The organism is Nostoc sp. DSM 114159 (assembly GCF_053470285.1).
Window position 1 is genome coordinate 6,229,070 of sequence record NZ_JBPFEH010000001.1, and the last position, 16,052, is coordinate 6,245,121.

At 42.1% G+C, this 16,052-nt stretch carries 15 protein-coding genes; 11 read left to right on the forward strand and 4 right to left on the reverse strand.

Annotation, left to right across the window (positions count from 1 at the left end; genetic code table 11):
* Positions 1 to 400: 400 nt before the first annotated feature.
* Entirely contained in the window at positions 401 to 1,048 is a 648-nt protein-coding gene (gene trmB, locus ACR5KR_RS26300; RefSeq protein WP_448268550.1) for a tRNA (guanosine(46)-N7)-methyltransferase TrmB, read from the reverse strand.
* A 393-nt stretch (positions 1,049 to 1,441) separates the two neighbouring features.
* Here trmB and ACR5KR_RS26305 point away from each other — a divergent pair, with 393 nt between their 5' ends.
* The 3 genes from ACR5KR_RS26305 to ACR5KR_RS26315 all read left to right on the forward strand — a co-directional run bounded on the left by ACR5KR_RS26305 (position 1,442) and on the right by ACR5KR_RS26315 (position 3,841).
* Positions 1,442 to 2,170, forward strand: coding sequence for a MotA/TolQ/ExbB proton channel family protein (locus tag ACR5KR_RS26305; RefSeq protein ID WP_445629826.1), 729 nt, complete (start codon positions 1,442 to 1,444; stop codon positions 2,168 to 2,170).
* A gap of 42 nt (positions 2,171 to 2,212) precedes the next feature.
* Positions 2,213 to 2,896, forward strand: a complete 684-nt coding sequence (locus ACR5KR_RS26310; RefSeq protein ID WP_448268551.1) for a biopolymer transporter ExbD — start codon at positions 2,213 to 2,215, stop codon at positions 2,894 to 2,896.
* A gap of 582 nt (positions 2,897 to 3,478) precedes the next feature.
* Positions 3,479 to 3,841 carry a phage holin family protein gene (locus ACR5KR_RS26315; protein WP_289798955.1) on the forward strand — a complete coding sequence of 121 codons (363 nt, stop codon included), beginning with the start codon at positions 3,479 to 3,481 and terminating at the stop codon, positions 3,839 to 3,841.
* 94 nt (positions 3,842 to 3,935) lie between these two features.
* Here the strand turns inward: ACR5KR_RS26315 and psb29 are convergent, their stop codons facing one another.
* Positions 3,936 to 4,643 carry a photosystem II biogenesis protein Psp29 gene (gene psb29, locus ACR5KR_RS26320; protein WP_322694602.1) on the reverse strand — a complete coding sequence of 236 codons (708 nt, stop codon included), beginning with the start codon at positions 4,641 to 4,643 and terminating at the stop codon, positions 3,936 to 3,938.
* Between the two features lie 209 nt (positions 4,644 to 4,852).
* Here psb29 and ACR5KR_RS26325 point away from each other — a divergent pair, with 209 nt between their 5' ends.
* Positions 4,853 to 5,458 (forward strand): CpcT/CpeT family chromophore lyase, encoded by a 606-nt coding sequence (locus ACR5KR_RS26325; protein WP_448268552.1) that lies wholly within the window; start codon positions 4,853 to 4,855, stop codon positions 5,456 to 5,458.
* Between the two features lie 81 nt (positions 5,459 to 5,539).
* Here ACR5KR_RS26325 and ACR5KR_RS26330 read toward each other — a convergent pair whose 3' ends face one another.
* Both ACR5KR_RS26330 and hemF read right to left on the reverse strand, forming a co-directional pair.
* The gene (locus ACR5KR_RS26330; RefSeq protein ID WP_094351701.1) at positions 5,540 to 5,908 is read right to left on the reverse strand and encodes an STAS domain-containing protein; all 369 of its coding nucleotides are present in this window, start codon (positions 5,906 to 5,908) and stop codon (positions 5,540 to 5,542) included.
* A 299-nt stretch (positions 5,909 to 6,207) separates the two neighbouring features.
* Complete coding sequence (gene hemF / locus ACR5KR_RS26335) at positions 6,208 to 7,248, reverse strand: oxygen-dependent coproporphyrinogen oxidase (RefSeq protein ID WP_445629823.1); 1,041 nt, start codon at positions 7,246 to 7,248, stop codon at positions 6,208 to 6,210.
* A 449-nt stretch (positions 7,249 to 7,697) separates the two neighbouring features.
* On the opposite strand from hemF, the gene ACR5KR_RS26340 reads away from it, so the two are divergent.
* The 7 genes from ACR5KR_RS26340 (at position 7,698) to ACR5KR_RS26370 (ending at position 16,016) form a co-directional block, all read left to right on the forward strand.
* Entirely contained in the window at positions 7,698 to 8,222 is a 525-nt protein-coding gene (locus tag ACR5KR_RS26340) for an SRPBCC family protein (RefSeq protein WP_322673260.1), read from the forward strand.
* A 380-nt stretch (positions 8,223 to 8,602) separates the two neighbouring features.
* Positions 8,603 to 9,673 (forward strand): Mrp/NBP35 family ATP-binding protein, encoded by a 1,071-nt coding sequence (locus ACR5KR_RS26345; protein WP_322673259.1) that lies wholly within the window; start codon positions 8,603 to 8,605, stop codon positions 9,671 to 9,673.
* Positions 9,674 to 9,820: 147 nt separating this feature from the next.
* Complete coding sequence (gene rodA / locus ACR5KR_RS26350; protein WP_448268553.1) at positions 9,821 to 11,134, forward strand: rod shape-determining protein RodA; 1,314 nt, start codon at positions 9,821 to 9,823, stop codon at positions 11,132 to 11,134.
* Between the two features lie 216 nt (positions 11,135 to 11,350).
* Positions 11,351 to 11,548: an NAD(P)H dehydrogenase subunit NdhS gene (locus ACR5KR_RS26355; RefSeq protein ID WP_322694608.1), complete on the forward strand. Its 198-nt coding sequence runs from the start codon at positions 11,351 to 11,353 to the stop codon at positions 11,546 to 11,548.
* Positions 11,549 to 11,627: 79 nt separating this feature from the next.
* Positions 11,628 to 12,284 carry an HAS-barrel domain-containing protein gene (locus ACR5KR_RS26360; protein WP_445629821.1) on the forward strand — a complete coding sequence of 219 codons (657 nt, stop codon included), beginning with the start codon at positions 11,628 to 11,630 and terminating at the stop codon, positions 12,282 to 12,284.
* Positions 12,285 to 12,432: 148 nt separating this feature from the next.
* A complete protein-coding gene (locus tag ACR5KR_RS26365; RefSeq protein WP_448268554.1) occupies positions 12,433 to 14,571 on the forward strand; it encodes a cation:proton antiporter domain-containing protein in 2,139 nt (712 codons plus the stop codon).
* Positions 14,572 to 15,065: 494 nt separating this feature from the next.
* On the forward strand, positions 15,066 to 16,016 hold the full coding sequence (locus ACR5KR_RS26370) for a UDP-glucuronic acid decarboxylase family protein (protein ID WP_322689629.1): 951 nt from the start codon (positions 15,066 to 15,068) through the stop codon (positions 16,014 to 16,016).
* Positions 16,017 to 16,052: the final 36 nt, after the last annotated feature.

Here is a 16,052-nt window from a genome sequence, read left to right on the forward strand (position 1 = left end):
ATAATTAAGTACTGTAATTACCATAGCCTGTATTGTATATATTTTAAGCATGGTAATAATATATTTAACTATATTTTGAAAATTATAATTAGACATAAATAAACCTTTTATGTCACTAAATAATAATTTGAAGTTTTTTGTGAATAACTATTTATTAAGAAAATTTATATCTCTCTTAATCACTTCAGCAGCAGAGCTTGTTACTAATTATCAAAGAATATTTAATTAAACTTTTGACCTTTAATAAAACATTTATGTCCCAAACAATTTTCCAAGCTTGGGCAATATTTAATGAAAAGATAATAAGCAAGACTTAAGTAATATTAACAAATATTTATAAGTCTGCTCAATAAAACTTCAAATTCAAAATTTGGGAACAGAGTTGATATTACAAATATCTCTATTCTGTAGTTTTCACTCTTTCAAACAAAGCCCGATAAATAGGTTCACCTTTTTTTTGCGTGCCTATTTCCCTTTCTGTGGAGACTGGTAAGGGGTTTTCAGCCAACCATTCTTCTGTACCAACTTTCTGAAAAGCTGAATTAGCTGCAAAGCGATCGCGCATTTCCACAGCCACAAATTCCATATCTGATTGTAAAAATACCAACCCCCCAATCGCAAGATACTTAGCTAAGTCTGCCACTAGTTCTGGTTGGACTACACGACGTTTAGCATGGCGGGTTTTAAACCAAGGATCGGGGAATTGAATTGTAACGCATTGTAAACTTCCTGGAGGGAAGGAAGATAAAAGCGATCGCAGTGAGTTATTCACATTGCAAAATAAATAGTGTAGGTTTGTTAAACCTAACTCAGAACGTAACTTATTTGCCTCCACCACCAGCGGTTCTCGAATTTCCAAGCCGAGAAAATTCCAGTTAGGTTCTATCTTGGCCATATTCAACAAAAACAGTCCCTTAGCGCAGCCAATATCTAAATGTAATTGTTGATTTGGCTTGGCATAAATTTTTTCCCAGTCTTGGTGACTTGCTGGTGTTTGATACTTTTTACCAAGTGGATTAACATGCTGGCGGACTCGGACTGCTGCCAAAATTTTTCTCCTTTACGTGAAAATATCCTCTGTGATTTAGGTTATATCAATTTAAAAAATGTTTGCGACCAGATGCCCACGCTTACTGACGCACACTCTCCCCAAAGCCTTGTAGAGGGTTGGGTAAGGTCTTATCTATGTATTGCATTCTTTTTTCAAATTGGTATTACAAGGAAGTCTAGCAAAAGTATGCCAACAATTACCGGTCTATTATTCGATTGCCTACCCAGCAGCAAGTTAGTACAGCAGCCTCAGTCAAATACATCATCCTTGCACTGTTTTTTTAGGTTTTCGAGAAATTTATATTTTGGAAGTCCCTCATTTTGCATTAATCTCTAGAATTAAAATGCCTTAACACATTTGCTTTAGTCGTGGAGGGAGGAAATTTAAACGGTGGATATTTTAGATTTGTTTTACAAGGGTGGGCCAGCGATGTGGCCTTTACTCATTCTGTCGATTCTAGCTTTGAGTGTGATTTTCGAGCGTATATGGTTCTGGTTGCGAATTTTGACTCAGGAAAAGCAAATAGTCGATCGCGTCTTGGATGCTGCCCAGGATAATTGGGAAGTAGCTGCGGACATAGCAAGAGAAGCAAGCCATCAGCCTGTCGGGCGTTTTCTCTACGCCCCTCTACGTTTTGCCAAAAGTGATGCGGAAACTTTTCGACTAGCACTGGAGGCTACGGCAGAAGACGAATTAGCTGGGATGCGGCGGGGCGAAAAACTTTTAGAAGCCGTGATTGCTCTAGCGCCGTTGCTAGGATTGTTGGGTACAGTTTTGGGTTTAATCCACTCTCTGCGCTCAATTCGGATTGGCGATTTGGGAACTGAATCTACCGCTGGGGTGACTACTGGTATTGGTGAATCCTTAATTAGTACGGCAAGTGGGCTAATAGTTGCCATCATTAGTTTGGTATTTTACCGTCTATTTCAAAGTTTTGTAGTCAACCAAGTCAAAGTTTTTCGGAAGGCAGGGAATGAGATGGAATTGCTCTATCGCCAGTCTCCTCCTGACTTTAGCAATAGGACATCAGCAATTGTGGCAGAAAATTTCACTCCACCCCGCAAGCCAGGAAAGACTAGAGTTTCTGAACCTCCTGAACCCCCGAATACACCTAATTAATAGTCAATAATTCAATCCCCAAACCAGGTTTGTGAGTAAGACATGAAAGTTAATCTACATACTCCAATTGAAGAAGTCCAAATTCAAATCATCCCTTTAATTGATGTCGTTTTTTGTATCCTGACATTTTTTTTATTAGCGGCTTTACAATTTACACGGCAACAGGCAATAAATGTTGATTTGCCTAAAGCCAGCCCTAGTACAGTCTCTGGAATAACGTCACAGAGTGGGAGTGTGATTGTGACCATCGATGCTGTAGGCAATACTTACATAGAAAAACAGCCTGTAAAACAGGAAGATTTGAGACAGAGTTTAAAACAGTATCTCCAAGCAAACCCTAATGCCGTTGTCGTGCTGAATGCTTCGCGCACAGCAACTTACAACGATGTGATTGAGACATTAGATTTGCTACGACAAGTAGGGGGCGATCGCGTTTCTTTGGGAATTATTCCTGGCCCATCTCAACCATCCATAAACTCACCTAACCAGCCTACTGTCCCCTCTTTCCCAATCAATCCTGGAACTGGTGCAGTACCAGGAATCAATCCCGAAGGAAATATTACCCCAAAATTCCCCTTAGCACCTAATTCTGTACCCTTTCCTAGCATCACTCAGCCTCCAGCTGGGCAAGGCATCAATCCTGGTATTTCTCCCGTGGTTCCTAACTCACCTGCGCCTCAAGCGCCTGTAGCACCCAAACAAACCCAACCTCCTCTTAAAAGATGAAATAGGGAAAGGGGAATTGGGGATAGTGGGGTTCCCTCTGAGGATAAGGGGTAAGGTTGGGTATGAAGAAGGACAAGCTAGACAAGGAAGAGGGGGAGACTTGGGAGAGATTTGTTCAATAATTCCCCTTTTTCCCCCTTATCTCCTGCTCTCCTGCTCCTCGGTCACTGAGCGTTGGTCATTGAGCGTAGCCGAAATGAGTCGAAGTGCTGCTTCCCTGCTCCTCTGCTCCCCGGTCACTGAGCGTTGGTCATTGAGCGTAGCCGAAATGAGTCGAAGTGCTGCTTCCCTGCTCCCCCATTCATCACTTCCTCTGCAAGTCTTTTCCCAAACCTAAAGATATCTAGAATAAATCTCGGCTAGATAAAAAAAAACTGCTAATTTACAAATAATTGGTTGAGCTTTAAAGATTTTTCCACCTATAGACTGAGCAATTTATCACCAATTACCATCCACATTTCATACCAAATTGGGGAAGGATGTCTAAATAAGTTAACAGATTGAAAAACGCTTCTATTAAGCGTATTTCAGTGTGTCTGAATTACGAATTACAAATTACTAATTAGTATCAGGGGTTGTGGCATGAACATCGTAACGCTTTTAATTGTTTGGGTCGTAACAGCTATCAGCTTGTTGATAATTAGTAAGTTGCCTTTGGGAGTTGAAATTGATACTCCTGGTAAAGCGTTTCTTTCTGCCGCAGTGCTTGGTATCGTGACAGCAATAGTCAGACCAATTTTAAGCCTCATTTTTGCAGTACCAAATCTACTCACATTAGACTTATTATCTGGCATTTTCACATTTATGATTGCCGTGGTTTGTTTTAGTATTGCTGCTTGGTTAGTAGAGGGCTTTCGCTTACGTTACGGGATTTGGAGTGCTGTTATTGGGGCATTTACGCTGACTATAATTAACAGCTTAATCTACAAAATATTGGGCGTATAAAGCTAATAGTTAGGAGTTAGGAGTAGAGACGCGATTAATCGCGTCTGTACAGGAGTTCACTCATAACTCCTAACTCATCACTGCCAAATTCTAACTATTCATTGGAACTTGGGGGAGCAACTGGGGTAGTTGATTGTTGTTTACGTTGCTCGCGTTTTTTGCGATCGGCTGAGAGGATATCTGCCATCACTACTAGCGCTTGCGCCATTTTATCTAGGTTAGAACGGTATAACTCCAAATCCTTGTTGAGTTTGTCATCAGAGAGATGCAAGCCAGCAGCGATCGCTTTTAGCGCCTCAGTGAGTTGCTTTTCGTCTTTGACTAATTCGGGATCTGACTGTTCTAATAGCGAAAATACACCAATTGCGAACAAACGGTTGTATTTAAAGTTAGGATTATTGGCGATCGCTTGTAGGGTTGCTTGCAAGTCAGCATCTCTATCTAAGTAAGTAGTTTGACCCAGCCATCCAATTAAATCTTTAACTGGCAAACCTTTAGCTACAGCTTGCAATCTCTGGGCATCTTGTCGATATTGTTGCGGATCTTGTTCTATAGCCTGACATAAGGCGTTAAAAATTGATTCTCGATCCCGTTCTGGTTGATAGCCTTCCATGAAGCGATCGAAAGTAGTGACGACACCCAAGGCATAAATTGGATTGTAGCTAAAATCGATATTTACTGACAGCAGATGCATTTCCACCATCAATTCTTCTACTACCCGACGATAAATAGTATTGATCGGACGGGTGTGAAGATTGTAGAAAGTTCGCTTTGTATCAGAGACTGTACGGACGTTATTCACAAATAAAAAAGAAATGTTAAGGGCGACGTATCTTTATTTTCTCGCTTAAAGGCTACTTTGCCAAGTTGAGCTTTTAGCGGGTGATGGTTTCATTTACAATATATACACATTAGAAGTATTTTATAAACTGATAGCTACAGGAGATCGGACCTTTTCTCCTCAAAAACTAGCCAAAAATTATTATCCTTAATGATTTATTTATTGTACTTATGAACTTCTCGCCACAGTTAATTGCTTTAGGTGAGTACCTAGCTGGTGAATTTGATAATCAAGAACAAGCCATAGCAGAACCAGTTTGGTATGTCCACCTGTGCCTGTGGCAAAGACCAGTTAATCTGTTCGCAGAAGATAGCATCACCTTATTTGCCGAACAGGCTAACGTTCTTACCTTAGATCAACCTTATCGCCAGCGAATTATCCGGTTGCGTCAAAGCAGTGACTCTGACGCAACTGTAGAAGTTCAATATTATATGCCTCAAGATCCAGGTGCATTAAAAGGCGCAGGTAATAACCCGGCTCTACTAAACACACTGACATCCGAACAATTAGATTTACTACCAGGTTGTATCCTAAGAGTTACTCAGGAGAAACTAGCTGGCGATCGCTATAAGTTTACCGCTACCCCACTACCAGACACTCGTTGTAGCTTTACTTATCTTGGCAATAGCATCCATGTTTCTTTAGGTTTTGCAGCTACAGCGACAGAATTTCACAGCTACGACAAAGGAATTGATCCCGCAACAGGAAAAGCAACCTGGGGAGCGATTATGGGGCCTTATCGCTACACCAAGCGTAATCAGTATTCAATAAGATAAAGTTATGAGTTATGAGTACTTGAGTTATGAATGAACTCCTGTACAGACGCGATTAATCGCGTCTCTACTCCTAACTCTTTTTTAGCTAGCAATGCTACGAGGTACACCTTCTAAAGCTTCCTCTTCTGTTTCAAAGATTTCAAAAACAGTATCCATCATTGTCACTTCAAACACGAGTTTGGCTTCTGGATGTACATTGCAGATGCGGAAACTGCCTTTGACTTTATCAGCATCACGCATTCCAGCTACCAAAGATGTAAGACCAGAACTATCAATAAAATTTACCTGAGCCAAATTTACAACTACATGGCGACTGAGTTTGGAAATACACTCTTGTAACTTCAGGCGAAATTGCCAAGCCGTGGTGATATCCAGACGGCCTGATGGTGTCAAGACGATAACGGTGTTTCCGTCTTGGGTTGTATAAGTTTTTTGGTCTATATGAATCACTAAAGCCCTCCCCGTGGCATTCCTTTTAAGATTAACTAGTGACAGAATTTTCTAATGCTGTCACTTGAGATTAACAAGCTATAGCTAAATTTGTCACCTGTTTCAGCTAAGTGCTTAACTTTAGTAGTTATAACTCACCAAAATAGTAGAGTATAGGGTATGGGGAATAGGGCATGGGGCATGGGGGAGCCACTGCGGTCTTGGGGTCTCCCCAAGTGGAGCAAGTGGCGTCATAGGGAGATGAGAGAAGTGGGGGAGATGAGGAAGTGAGGGATAAAGAATTAATAACCAATGCCCAATTAATGTGGTGTCCAATTGATCCAATCTTGAGGTTTAAGGAAGGTTTCATACAACTCGGCTTCAGGGGAATTGGGTTCGGGTTGATAGCCGTATTCCCAGCGCACTAGCGGAGGTAGGGACATGAGGATTGATTCGGTGCGTCCGTTGGTTTGGAGACCAAAAATAGTGCCTCGGTCATAAACTAAGTTAAATTCTACATAACGTCCCCGGCGGTAGAGTTGAAAATTCCGTTGGCGATCGCCATACTCTATCCCATGTCGCCGTTCTACAATTGGTACGTAAGCTGGTAAAAATGCTCTGCCACAGCCTTGTACAAAGGCAAACAAATCTTCCCAATTGCGGGTTGCTGGTGTTCCCACCTGGTTGCTGTAAATGGCCGCTTCCCCATTGGGATTTGGACCGCGGTATAAAGCACCCTGGCCATCTTGGTAATCAAAAAATAGACCACCGACACCCCGTGTCTCATCACGATGCTTGAGATAGAAATATTCATCACACCAGCGTTTAAACACTGGATAATACTCTGGGTGGTGTTGGTCGCAAGCTTGCTTTAATGTTTTGTGTAAATGTGCGGCATCTTCAGCAAAGGGATAATAAGGTGTCAAGTCAAGACCGCCACCAAACCACCACACAGGCCCTGCTTCAAAGTAGCGATAATTGAGATGAACTGTGGGCACATAAGGATTGTGAGGATGTAATACCATTGAAGTGCCTGTGGCATAAAAGCCATGCCCTGCTGCTTCCGGGCGTTGAGCTAAAATTGAGGCTGGCAAATGGGAACCCCAAACTTCAGAAAAATTTACACCTGCTTGTTCAAATATTGCACCTTCTCGCAGTACGCGCGATCGCCCTCCTCCTCCTTCTGGGCGTTCCCAACTATCTTCATGAAACTTAGCCACACCATCTAGTTTTGCCAATGATTCGGTAATTTCGTCTTGCAGTTGTTTCATAAACTGACTGACCCTAGTCTGAGCGTCAGTTGCTGGCAAAGACTTTGATGATTCTGCTTCTACAGTTGGTGTTTGCGAGTTGGTCAACATAGATTCCCGAACCTAAATTACAATTTCCAGAAAGCCACAAATTTTCAAATGAAAATTTGGGGGAAACACGCGCCAACAATCTAGCTCTATTTGCCCAACCCGCTTTTTTCTTTTTGGGTTAAGCATTTATCCGATTGATGGGCATCACTAGAGTTATTTTCCCTCAAATGCGTATAGGCTTGTATATTGAATTAGTTTTTTTTGAAATTCTTAATTGGAATATTCTGGTATAAAGACTAAATTTTAGTCTTAAGCTTGAGGTATCAAGGATTTGACTGGTCTAATCAGAACTTTCTTGCCATATTGCTGATGTCGGCTATTTGGGTCTGTATCGAATCGAGGCTTGCTATGTTTAGGGCATTTTTGAGAAAGTTTTAATTTAGCAATTGCTCGTAGTTGCACACCATACCAGAGTTACCAGAAAGTATCTAGGGAGGAGGATTAGGAAAATGCAAGGTTGGTTATCCAAATTCATCCACCGCAAACGTCGTCGGTTTTGCGCTTCTCTGGTGTGGACATATCGAGAGATTAGTTCTGCTTCTGTAGATGAACTGTGGCAAAAAGTGGTTGACTTAACAGATGTTTCTTGGCATCCACAACTTAAGAGTACTAATGTTCCCCACGGATTAGTACCCAAACCAGGATTAATTTTTCAAGCTGTAACACGCTTTTCGCCGATTCCCATCAGAATTTTTGTGGAACGCGTCAATCCCAGAGAGATGCTGAGTATCCGAGTGATGGCGATTCCTGGAATAGAGGAACGAGTAACTTACCAAGTAGAGTCAACGGTTTGTGGTACTTGTTTATCTTATTCAGTAACGTTACGGGGTTGGTTATCACCCCTGATTTGGTCTTTATCCCGTCCTTATGCAGACAGAGTTGCACGATCTTTAGTCGAGGCAGTAGAAAAGACGGCATTACCAGCGGTATCTGGGAATAAAAAATCCCTTAATGACAGTTGTTTTGATTTTTAGGTAGTGGGATTGGGGAAGAAGTTTAGGTAGTGGGATTGGGGAAGAAGCAAGGGAGCAGGGGAGCAGCACTTCTCTGCGAGACGCTCCGCGAACGACTCATTTCGGCTACGCTCAATGACCAACGCTCAGTGACCGGGGAGCAGGGGATAAGAGGGACAAATCTCTCCCAAGTCTCCCCCTCTTCCTTGTCTAGCTTGTCTCTTCTTCATGCCCAATGCCCAAAGAAAGTTAAGATTCTATTAGGTAATAATGCAATTTGCTAAGTTTTATCACGGCAGTAACAGTGATAACACTAAGCTGACCTTACTTAAAAAGGCATCCAGTTAATAGCTAAGATGTTCCCCACAAGTGTATTTATTCATTTTGAATTTTGAATTTTTATGTACGATGTCCTCGATTCCCGCTCTGTCTTAGAAATTTTGCGACCAGTGGAAGACCCAGAACTTCGTAAAAGTCTGGTAGAACTGAATATGATTCGCAACGTAAAAATTGACGGTGGTAAGGTTAGTTTCACTTTAGTGTTAACCACCCCTGCCTGTCCTTTACGTGAATTTATTGTCGAAGACTGTCAGAAAGCTGTCAAAAAACTTCCAGGCGTGACAGATGTCAGCATAGAAGTGACGGCAGAAACACCACAACAAAAAAGTTTACCTGACCGCACTGGTATTTCTGGAGTCAAAAATATCATTGCTGTTTCCAGCGGTAAAGGTGGCGTTGGTAAAAGTACAGTTGCAGTGAATGTAGCAGTGGCTCTAGCCCAAACTGGGGCGAAAGTCGGTTTGCTAGATGCTGATATTTACGGGCCCAATGACCCAACCATGCTGGGTTTGTCTGATGCTCAAATTACTGTGCGTTCTACTGAAACAGGTGAAATCCTGGAACCTGCTTTTAATCACGGCGTCAAATTAGTTTCAATGGGCTTTTTGATTGACCGAGATCAACCAGTAATTTGGCGGGGTCCTATGCTCAATGGTGTAATTCGCCAGTTTCTCTATCAAGTGCAATGGGGAGAACTGGATTATTTGATTGTAGATATGCCACCAGGTACGGGAGATGCTCAGTTAACTTTAACCCAAGCAGTGCCGATGGCAGGAGCAGTAATTGTCACCACACCGCAAAACGTAGCTCTGTTAGATTCTCGCAAGGGATTGCGGATGTTCCAGCAAATGAATGTTCCAGTATTGGGGATCGTGGAAAATATGAGCTATTTTATCCCCCCCGATCGACCAGATAAGCAATATGACATCTTTGGTTCCGGTGGTGGCTCCAAAACAGCTGCTGAATTGGGAGTACCACTGTTGGGGTGCGTGCCGCTAGAGATTTCTACGCGAGTTGGTGGTGATAGCGGTGTACCGATAGTTGTTGGCGACCCAGATTCAGCTTCCGCAAAAGCATTAACAGCGATCGCTCTTACCATTGCTGGTAAAGTATCAGTTGCTGCCTTGACATAATTATAAATTTTATATTTCTATCTACTTCCTGGGCTATAGCTTGGGAATACTAGAAATTGGGTGTTAGGAATTAGAGAAATTGGGGAAGAATAAATATTGATTATTGACCAATTCCCAACAATTAAAGCTAAAGTCTAAACTGGCACAATGTTGTTAAAACGATCGCTCCCCAAAATTCGCTGGAAGTCTTGGGTTAAGCCCTGGCAGCATGTAGATTGGCTACTTTTTTGTTTGCCGATTGCTGTTAGTATATTTGGCGGCCTGATGATTCTCAGTACGGAACTGAAGCAGCCAGTAACAGACTGGTGGTGGCACTGGATGGTAGCGGGTATCGGCGTGCTTATAGCCTTATTTTTATCTCGCATCCGTTACGAACTCTTGATGCAGTGGCACTGGGTAACATACACACTGACGAACTTCAGTTTAATTGCCGTGATGATTGCTGGTACTAGCGCCAAAGGGGCACAACGGTGGATTAGTGTCGCCGGCTTTAACGTGCAACCCTCAGAATTTGCCAAAGTCGGCATGATTATTACATTAGCAGCTTTGCTACACAGGCGGACTGCTTCTAGCCTCGAAGGTGTTTTCCGCGTTCTGGCAATCACCGCTATACCTTGGGGGTTAGTATTTTTACAGCCAGATTTAGCAACATCACTGGTATTTGGTGCGATCGTCTTAGGAATGCTTTACTGGGCAAATGCTAACCCAGGCTGGTTAATTCTGATGATTTCTCCGGTGGTTGCTGCCATTTTGTTTAGTATCTCTTGGCCTTTAACAGAGCCAATAGTTTTATTCAAAGAACTATCTTTTGGCCCATTAGGATTAATTTGGTCAGTTGCAATGGCTATTGTGGGCTGGCAAACTATTCCCTGGCGTCGATTTGGTTTGGGTGCTATCGGTGCGTGGACTCTCAATATACTGGGTGGCGAATTAGGAGTCTTCGCCTGGAACCATGTTTTGAAAGAGTATCAAAAAGACCGACTAACTGTATTCATGAATCCCGATCACGATCCACTCGGTGCTGGATATCACTTAATCCAATCTCGCATTGCTATTGGTGCTGGTGAAATCTGGGGATGGGGTCTGTTCAAGGGGCCGATGACGCAACTGAATTTTGTACCAGAACAGCATACAGACTTTATTTTCTCCGCAGTCGGGGAAGAATTTGGTTTTGTCGGTTGTTTGTTAGTACTGTTTGTCTTCTGCTTAATTTGCTTCCGTCTACTGCATATTGCCCAAACCGCCAAAGATAACTTTGGTTCTTTGTTGGCTATTGGCGTTTTGTCCATGATTGTGTTTCAGCTGATTGTCAACATTGGCATGACTGTTGGTTTAGCACCTGTGGCAGGAATTCCTCTACCTTGGATGAGTTATGGGCGTTCTGCGATGCTGACCAACTTCATTTCCTTGGGAATAGTAGAATCGGTAGCAAATTTTCGCCAAAGACAGAAGTATTATTGATTCGTCATTTGTCATTTGTCCTTTGTCCTTTGTCATTTTTCTTTGTCCAATGACGGCAGTTGCTCCACTTTGGGAGACCCCATCGCCCTTGGCGTCTCCCCTTGGGAGAAGACCGCACTGCCTCCCCAATGCCCCATGACTAATGACTAATGACTAATGACTAATGACCATTAACAAGTATTAAGCTATTAAAAGGAAACAAATGAGGCTAAAAAAATGATTCTGCCTGGAGCAACTGTTCGCGTCAAGAATCCCGCAGATACTTATTATCGCTACGAAGGACTCGTGCAACGGGTGAGTGATGGCAAAGTAGCCATATTATTTGAAGGTGGTAACTGGGATAAATTAGTTACCTTTCGTCTGAGCGAATTGGAACTCGTAGAAACCACCGCCGGACGTAAAAAAGCCAAATAAGATTAGTCATTAGTCATTTGTTCTTTGTTATTTGGCAAAAACTAATGACTAATGACGAATGACTAATGACTAAATTACTATGCGCCTTCCCCTACCACAGTTTGCCACTGGCGATCGCCATCCGAACCACATTGCGGAGGTGATTGAAACTACTAGTACTGAATTTTTAGCTCAGTGTTTAGAGCCAGAAGATTTAAGCTTTCCCTCGATGCCACCCTTTGGTAGTTGGGTCTGTTCTATAGATGAAGAATCTGGCAATCAAATTTATGCTGTAGTGTATTATGCCACAACCATGCCCATAGATTCCGTACACAGAGCGAGAGCATTAGGGTTGTCCTTGCAAGACTTACGGGAAGAACAACCCCAAATATTTGCCATGCTCCGCACAGAATTCCGGGCTGCGATCGTGGGATTTGAACTATCTTCGCAAAATCAAAGTTATAACCAAAGAGTATATCAGTATCTTCCACCCCGTCCCCCGCAAATTCATCAAGCTGTTTATCGATGTGAACCAGAAGCTATCATTAAATTTACTGAAGAATTAGATTTTTTACGGACACTGCTGTGTATAAATGGTGCGCCAATCGAGTCTTTAACCGCAGCTGCCATTCGAGATGTATACCAGTTACGCAAAGCTGACCGACAATGGCTAATTAAAGCTGGACGTAGCTTAAGTGTGCTACTTAAAGACGACTACGATCGCTTACGGTTCATTTTGAGTCAAATCCACCCGTAGGTAGTTAATTCTTAAATAATTGCCTAGTTAGTGTAAATTAAGAAGATTTTTGATTTTTTGTCAGGTGGCTTCCCTATTTATTCTTATTGATCGGGCGATCGCCCCCAAGGTAATCGCTGTTTTACCATAGCCCCTTCAATTCCTATATATGGAACTAATATCACAAGTTCTTGTTCTGGAACCAACTTCCCAAGTTCTTGGCAAAGAACCAATTGTTCTCTTTGCTATTTTGCTGGTGGTCATCTTAGTTATACCCATCATGTTTGAGCGATTAAGATTACCAGGATTAGTGGGTTTGGTTTTTTCAGGGCTAGTACTTGGGCCTTCAGGTTGGAATCTTTTTCAGTCTGACTCTCCCATGATTAACTTACTATCAGACATTGGGTTAATTTATTTGCTGTTTGTCGCTGGGCTAGAAATTGATTTAGAACAGTTTCGCCGGAAAAAAAGTCGTGCTTTTGGGTTTGCTAGCTTTACTTTCAGTGTACCCCTACTCATGGGAACCTTAGTAGGGCTGATTCTAGGCTATGGCTGGAATACTTCAATCTTAGTTGGCTCTTTATTCGCTTCCTATACCCTTTTGGCATACCCCATAATCAGCCGTTTGGGAGTGGTAAGCAATGAAGCTGTTACTGTCACCATTGGAGCTACGATTTTTACAAACATTGGTGTAGTACTAATATTAGCCATTTGTGTAGCTGTCTCTCATACTCAAGCATTTAGCTTTGCGAAACTACTCACTTTGTCTGGTTGGTTAATGATTTACTCTGTGGCCGTTGTCACAGGCTTTGATTGGGCAGGCAAAGAATTTTTCAAACGGTCTGGAGACGATGAAGGAAACAAGTTTTTATTTGTGTTGCTTTCTGTGTTTCTGGCAGCTGTGGGCGCTCAATTGATTGGGGTAGAAAAAATTGTTGGTGCTTTTTTAGCAGGTTTGGCAGTGAATGAAGCTGTGGGTGAAGGCCCAGTCAAAGAAAAGGTGGTATTTATTGGCAGTGTGCTGTTCATTCCCATTTTCTTTGTAGACCTTGGCTTACTGATCGATCTACCTACCTTTGCGAACAATCTGAACACGCTCAAGTTAACGCTGTTAATCGTAGTTGGTTTGATTATCAGTAAATTGATCGCAGCTTTGTTGACAAAACTGGTTTACCGCTATAAATGGCAAGAAATGCTAACGATGTGGTCGCTGTCACTACCCCAGGTTGGTACAACGTTAGCAGCAACTTTAGTAGGATATCAGTCTGGGTTGTTGCCAGTAGAAGTATTACATAGTGTGATTGTTTTAATGCTCGTCACATCAACCTTGGGGCCGTTGATAACCAGTCGAATAGCTGTTGGTTTGAATTCCCCACCAGATGAAGATCCAGCACCACCCCTAGCTGAGGAGAAGGCATTAGAAACAGACAATGCTTTTACTATAGTCGTACCTATATATAATCCTCAGACCCAGCAGTATTTGATTGAAATGGCAGCGTTATTAGCACGTCAGTCTCATGGCAAAATTATACCCCTGGCGATCGCTACTGCTGCTGCTCACATGGATGCGCCCCAGTTAGAAGCATCTCTACAACGGAGTGAATGGTTATTGAATAAAGCCACGACACAAAGTCGAGCTTTGGGCGTAGCCGCAGAACCAGTGCTGCGAATTGATGATGCCTTTGCTCAAGGAATTAGCAGAGCAGCTCGCGAACAAAAGGCTAATTTAATTGTTATGGGTTGGGGTAAACGGACTGGGTTACGAGCGCGTTTATTTGGGAATGTGATTGATGGTGTGCTTTGGGCATCTCATTGTCCAGTAGCAGTGACACGTCTAGTAGAATCACCGAAAAAAATTCAGCGGATCTTAGTACCAATAGAAAACTTAACAGCACCAACATTACAACCTGTACAATTTGCCCAGATGCTAGCAGAGGCAAATCAGAGCCACATTACTGTGCTGAATGTGTGCGATCGCCGCACTAGTTCTAGTAAAATTGCTTGGAGGCGATCGCATCTCTCCTTATTGGTATCTAAATTGGCTTTAGCCAATGCCCCAGAAATTCAAATCATCGCTCACGAAAATGTTGCCCAAGCGATTTTACAGGCAGCAAGATTATATGATTTAGTAGTTTTACCTTTTATACGTAATCGTACCAGTCCTGGAGGGTTAGCCATTAGCGATGTCACAACCCAGTTAGCCAGACAACTCACCTGCTCAATTATTATGCTTGGAGAACCGCAACGCACTCAAAGCACAAATTTAATTTTGCCTACCACGGTTAGCAGCATTACATCTGCTGTATGATGTAAGGCAGAATACAGTTCAGGTAAGTAGACTTGGGCTGCGTTAGCGTAGTCCGCACTTCGAGTGAGCTTCAGTGACCGCCGGAGGCATCAAATTTCTAAAAATATTAGTAATAAATGAATCAGCTGTAAGAATTTATATCTATATTATTTGCATATATTTGCAGCGCGAGTGTCAACCCGATCTCGACTAATTTTTGGTCTCCAAATAAAAATTTAATAACCGTAAAAATACTTTATATTTTTGAAGATTTGATAAAGATCGGTTGAATAACAAACAATTTTTAAACAATTTTTGTTATTTTGCTAATTGAATTCTTAAGAAAACAGGTAAAAATATAACAAAACTACAACTGTGAAAAAATAGGTAAGTTCAACAACAATTTTTGATAGAGCCTTGTTATTTTTTTTTGTTTTGTATTTTTGTACCCAAGGTGGGTAATCTAAAAGTAAGCGCAATAGCTACTGAAAATATTTGTAAGTAACTGGGAAACTATGAGAATTTTGGTGACGGGCGGTGCTGGGTTTATTGGTTCCCATCTCATCGACCGACTAATGGCTGCTGGGCATGAAATAATATGCCTGGATAATTTTTACACTGGTCATAAACGCAACATTTTGAAATGGTTAGACCATCCGTACTTTGAATTGATCCGTCACGATATTACCGAACCAATTCGGTTAGAAGTCGATCAAATTTATCATTTAGCTTGTCCTGCTTCACCAGTACATTACCAGTACAACCCAGTTAAAACTGTTAAAACTAACGTGATGGGAACACTAAATATGTTGGGGCTAGCTAAACGTGTGAAAGCAAGGTTTTTCTTAGCTTCTACTAGTGAAGTATACGGAGATCCAGAAATTCATCCCCAAACTGAAGAGTACAGAGGTAGCGTTAATCCCATTGGAATACGTTCATGTTATGACGAAGGTAAAAGAATTGCTGAGACTCTAGCATTTGATTACTACAGGCAAAATAAAGTTGATATTCGAGTTGTGCGGATCTTCAACACCTACGGGCCGAGAATGTTAGAAAATGATGGTCGGGTGGTGAGCAACTTTATAGTTCAAGCCTTGCAGGGTAATCCTTTAACCGTGTACGGTGATGGTTCGCAAACTCGTAGTTTCTGCTACGTTTCTGATTTGGTAGAAGGATTCATCCGCCTAATGAATAGCGACTACATTGGCCCAGTCAACCTGGGTAATCCTGGTGAATACACGATTTTACAATTGGCACAAACTGTGCAAAATATGATTAATCCAGACGCGCAGATTAAATTCGAGGCACTACCTTCGGACGATCCCCGACGTCGCCAGCCTGATATCACAAAGGCAAAAACTTGGTTAAATTGGGAACCTACCATTCCTCTACAAGAAGGTTTAAAACTAACAATAGAAGATTTTCGCGATCGCATTCAAAGCGATGTCAATAATTCAACCACCTGAGTTACGTCTAGCGTCGCTCTAAATTTTCATCCAGGC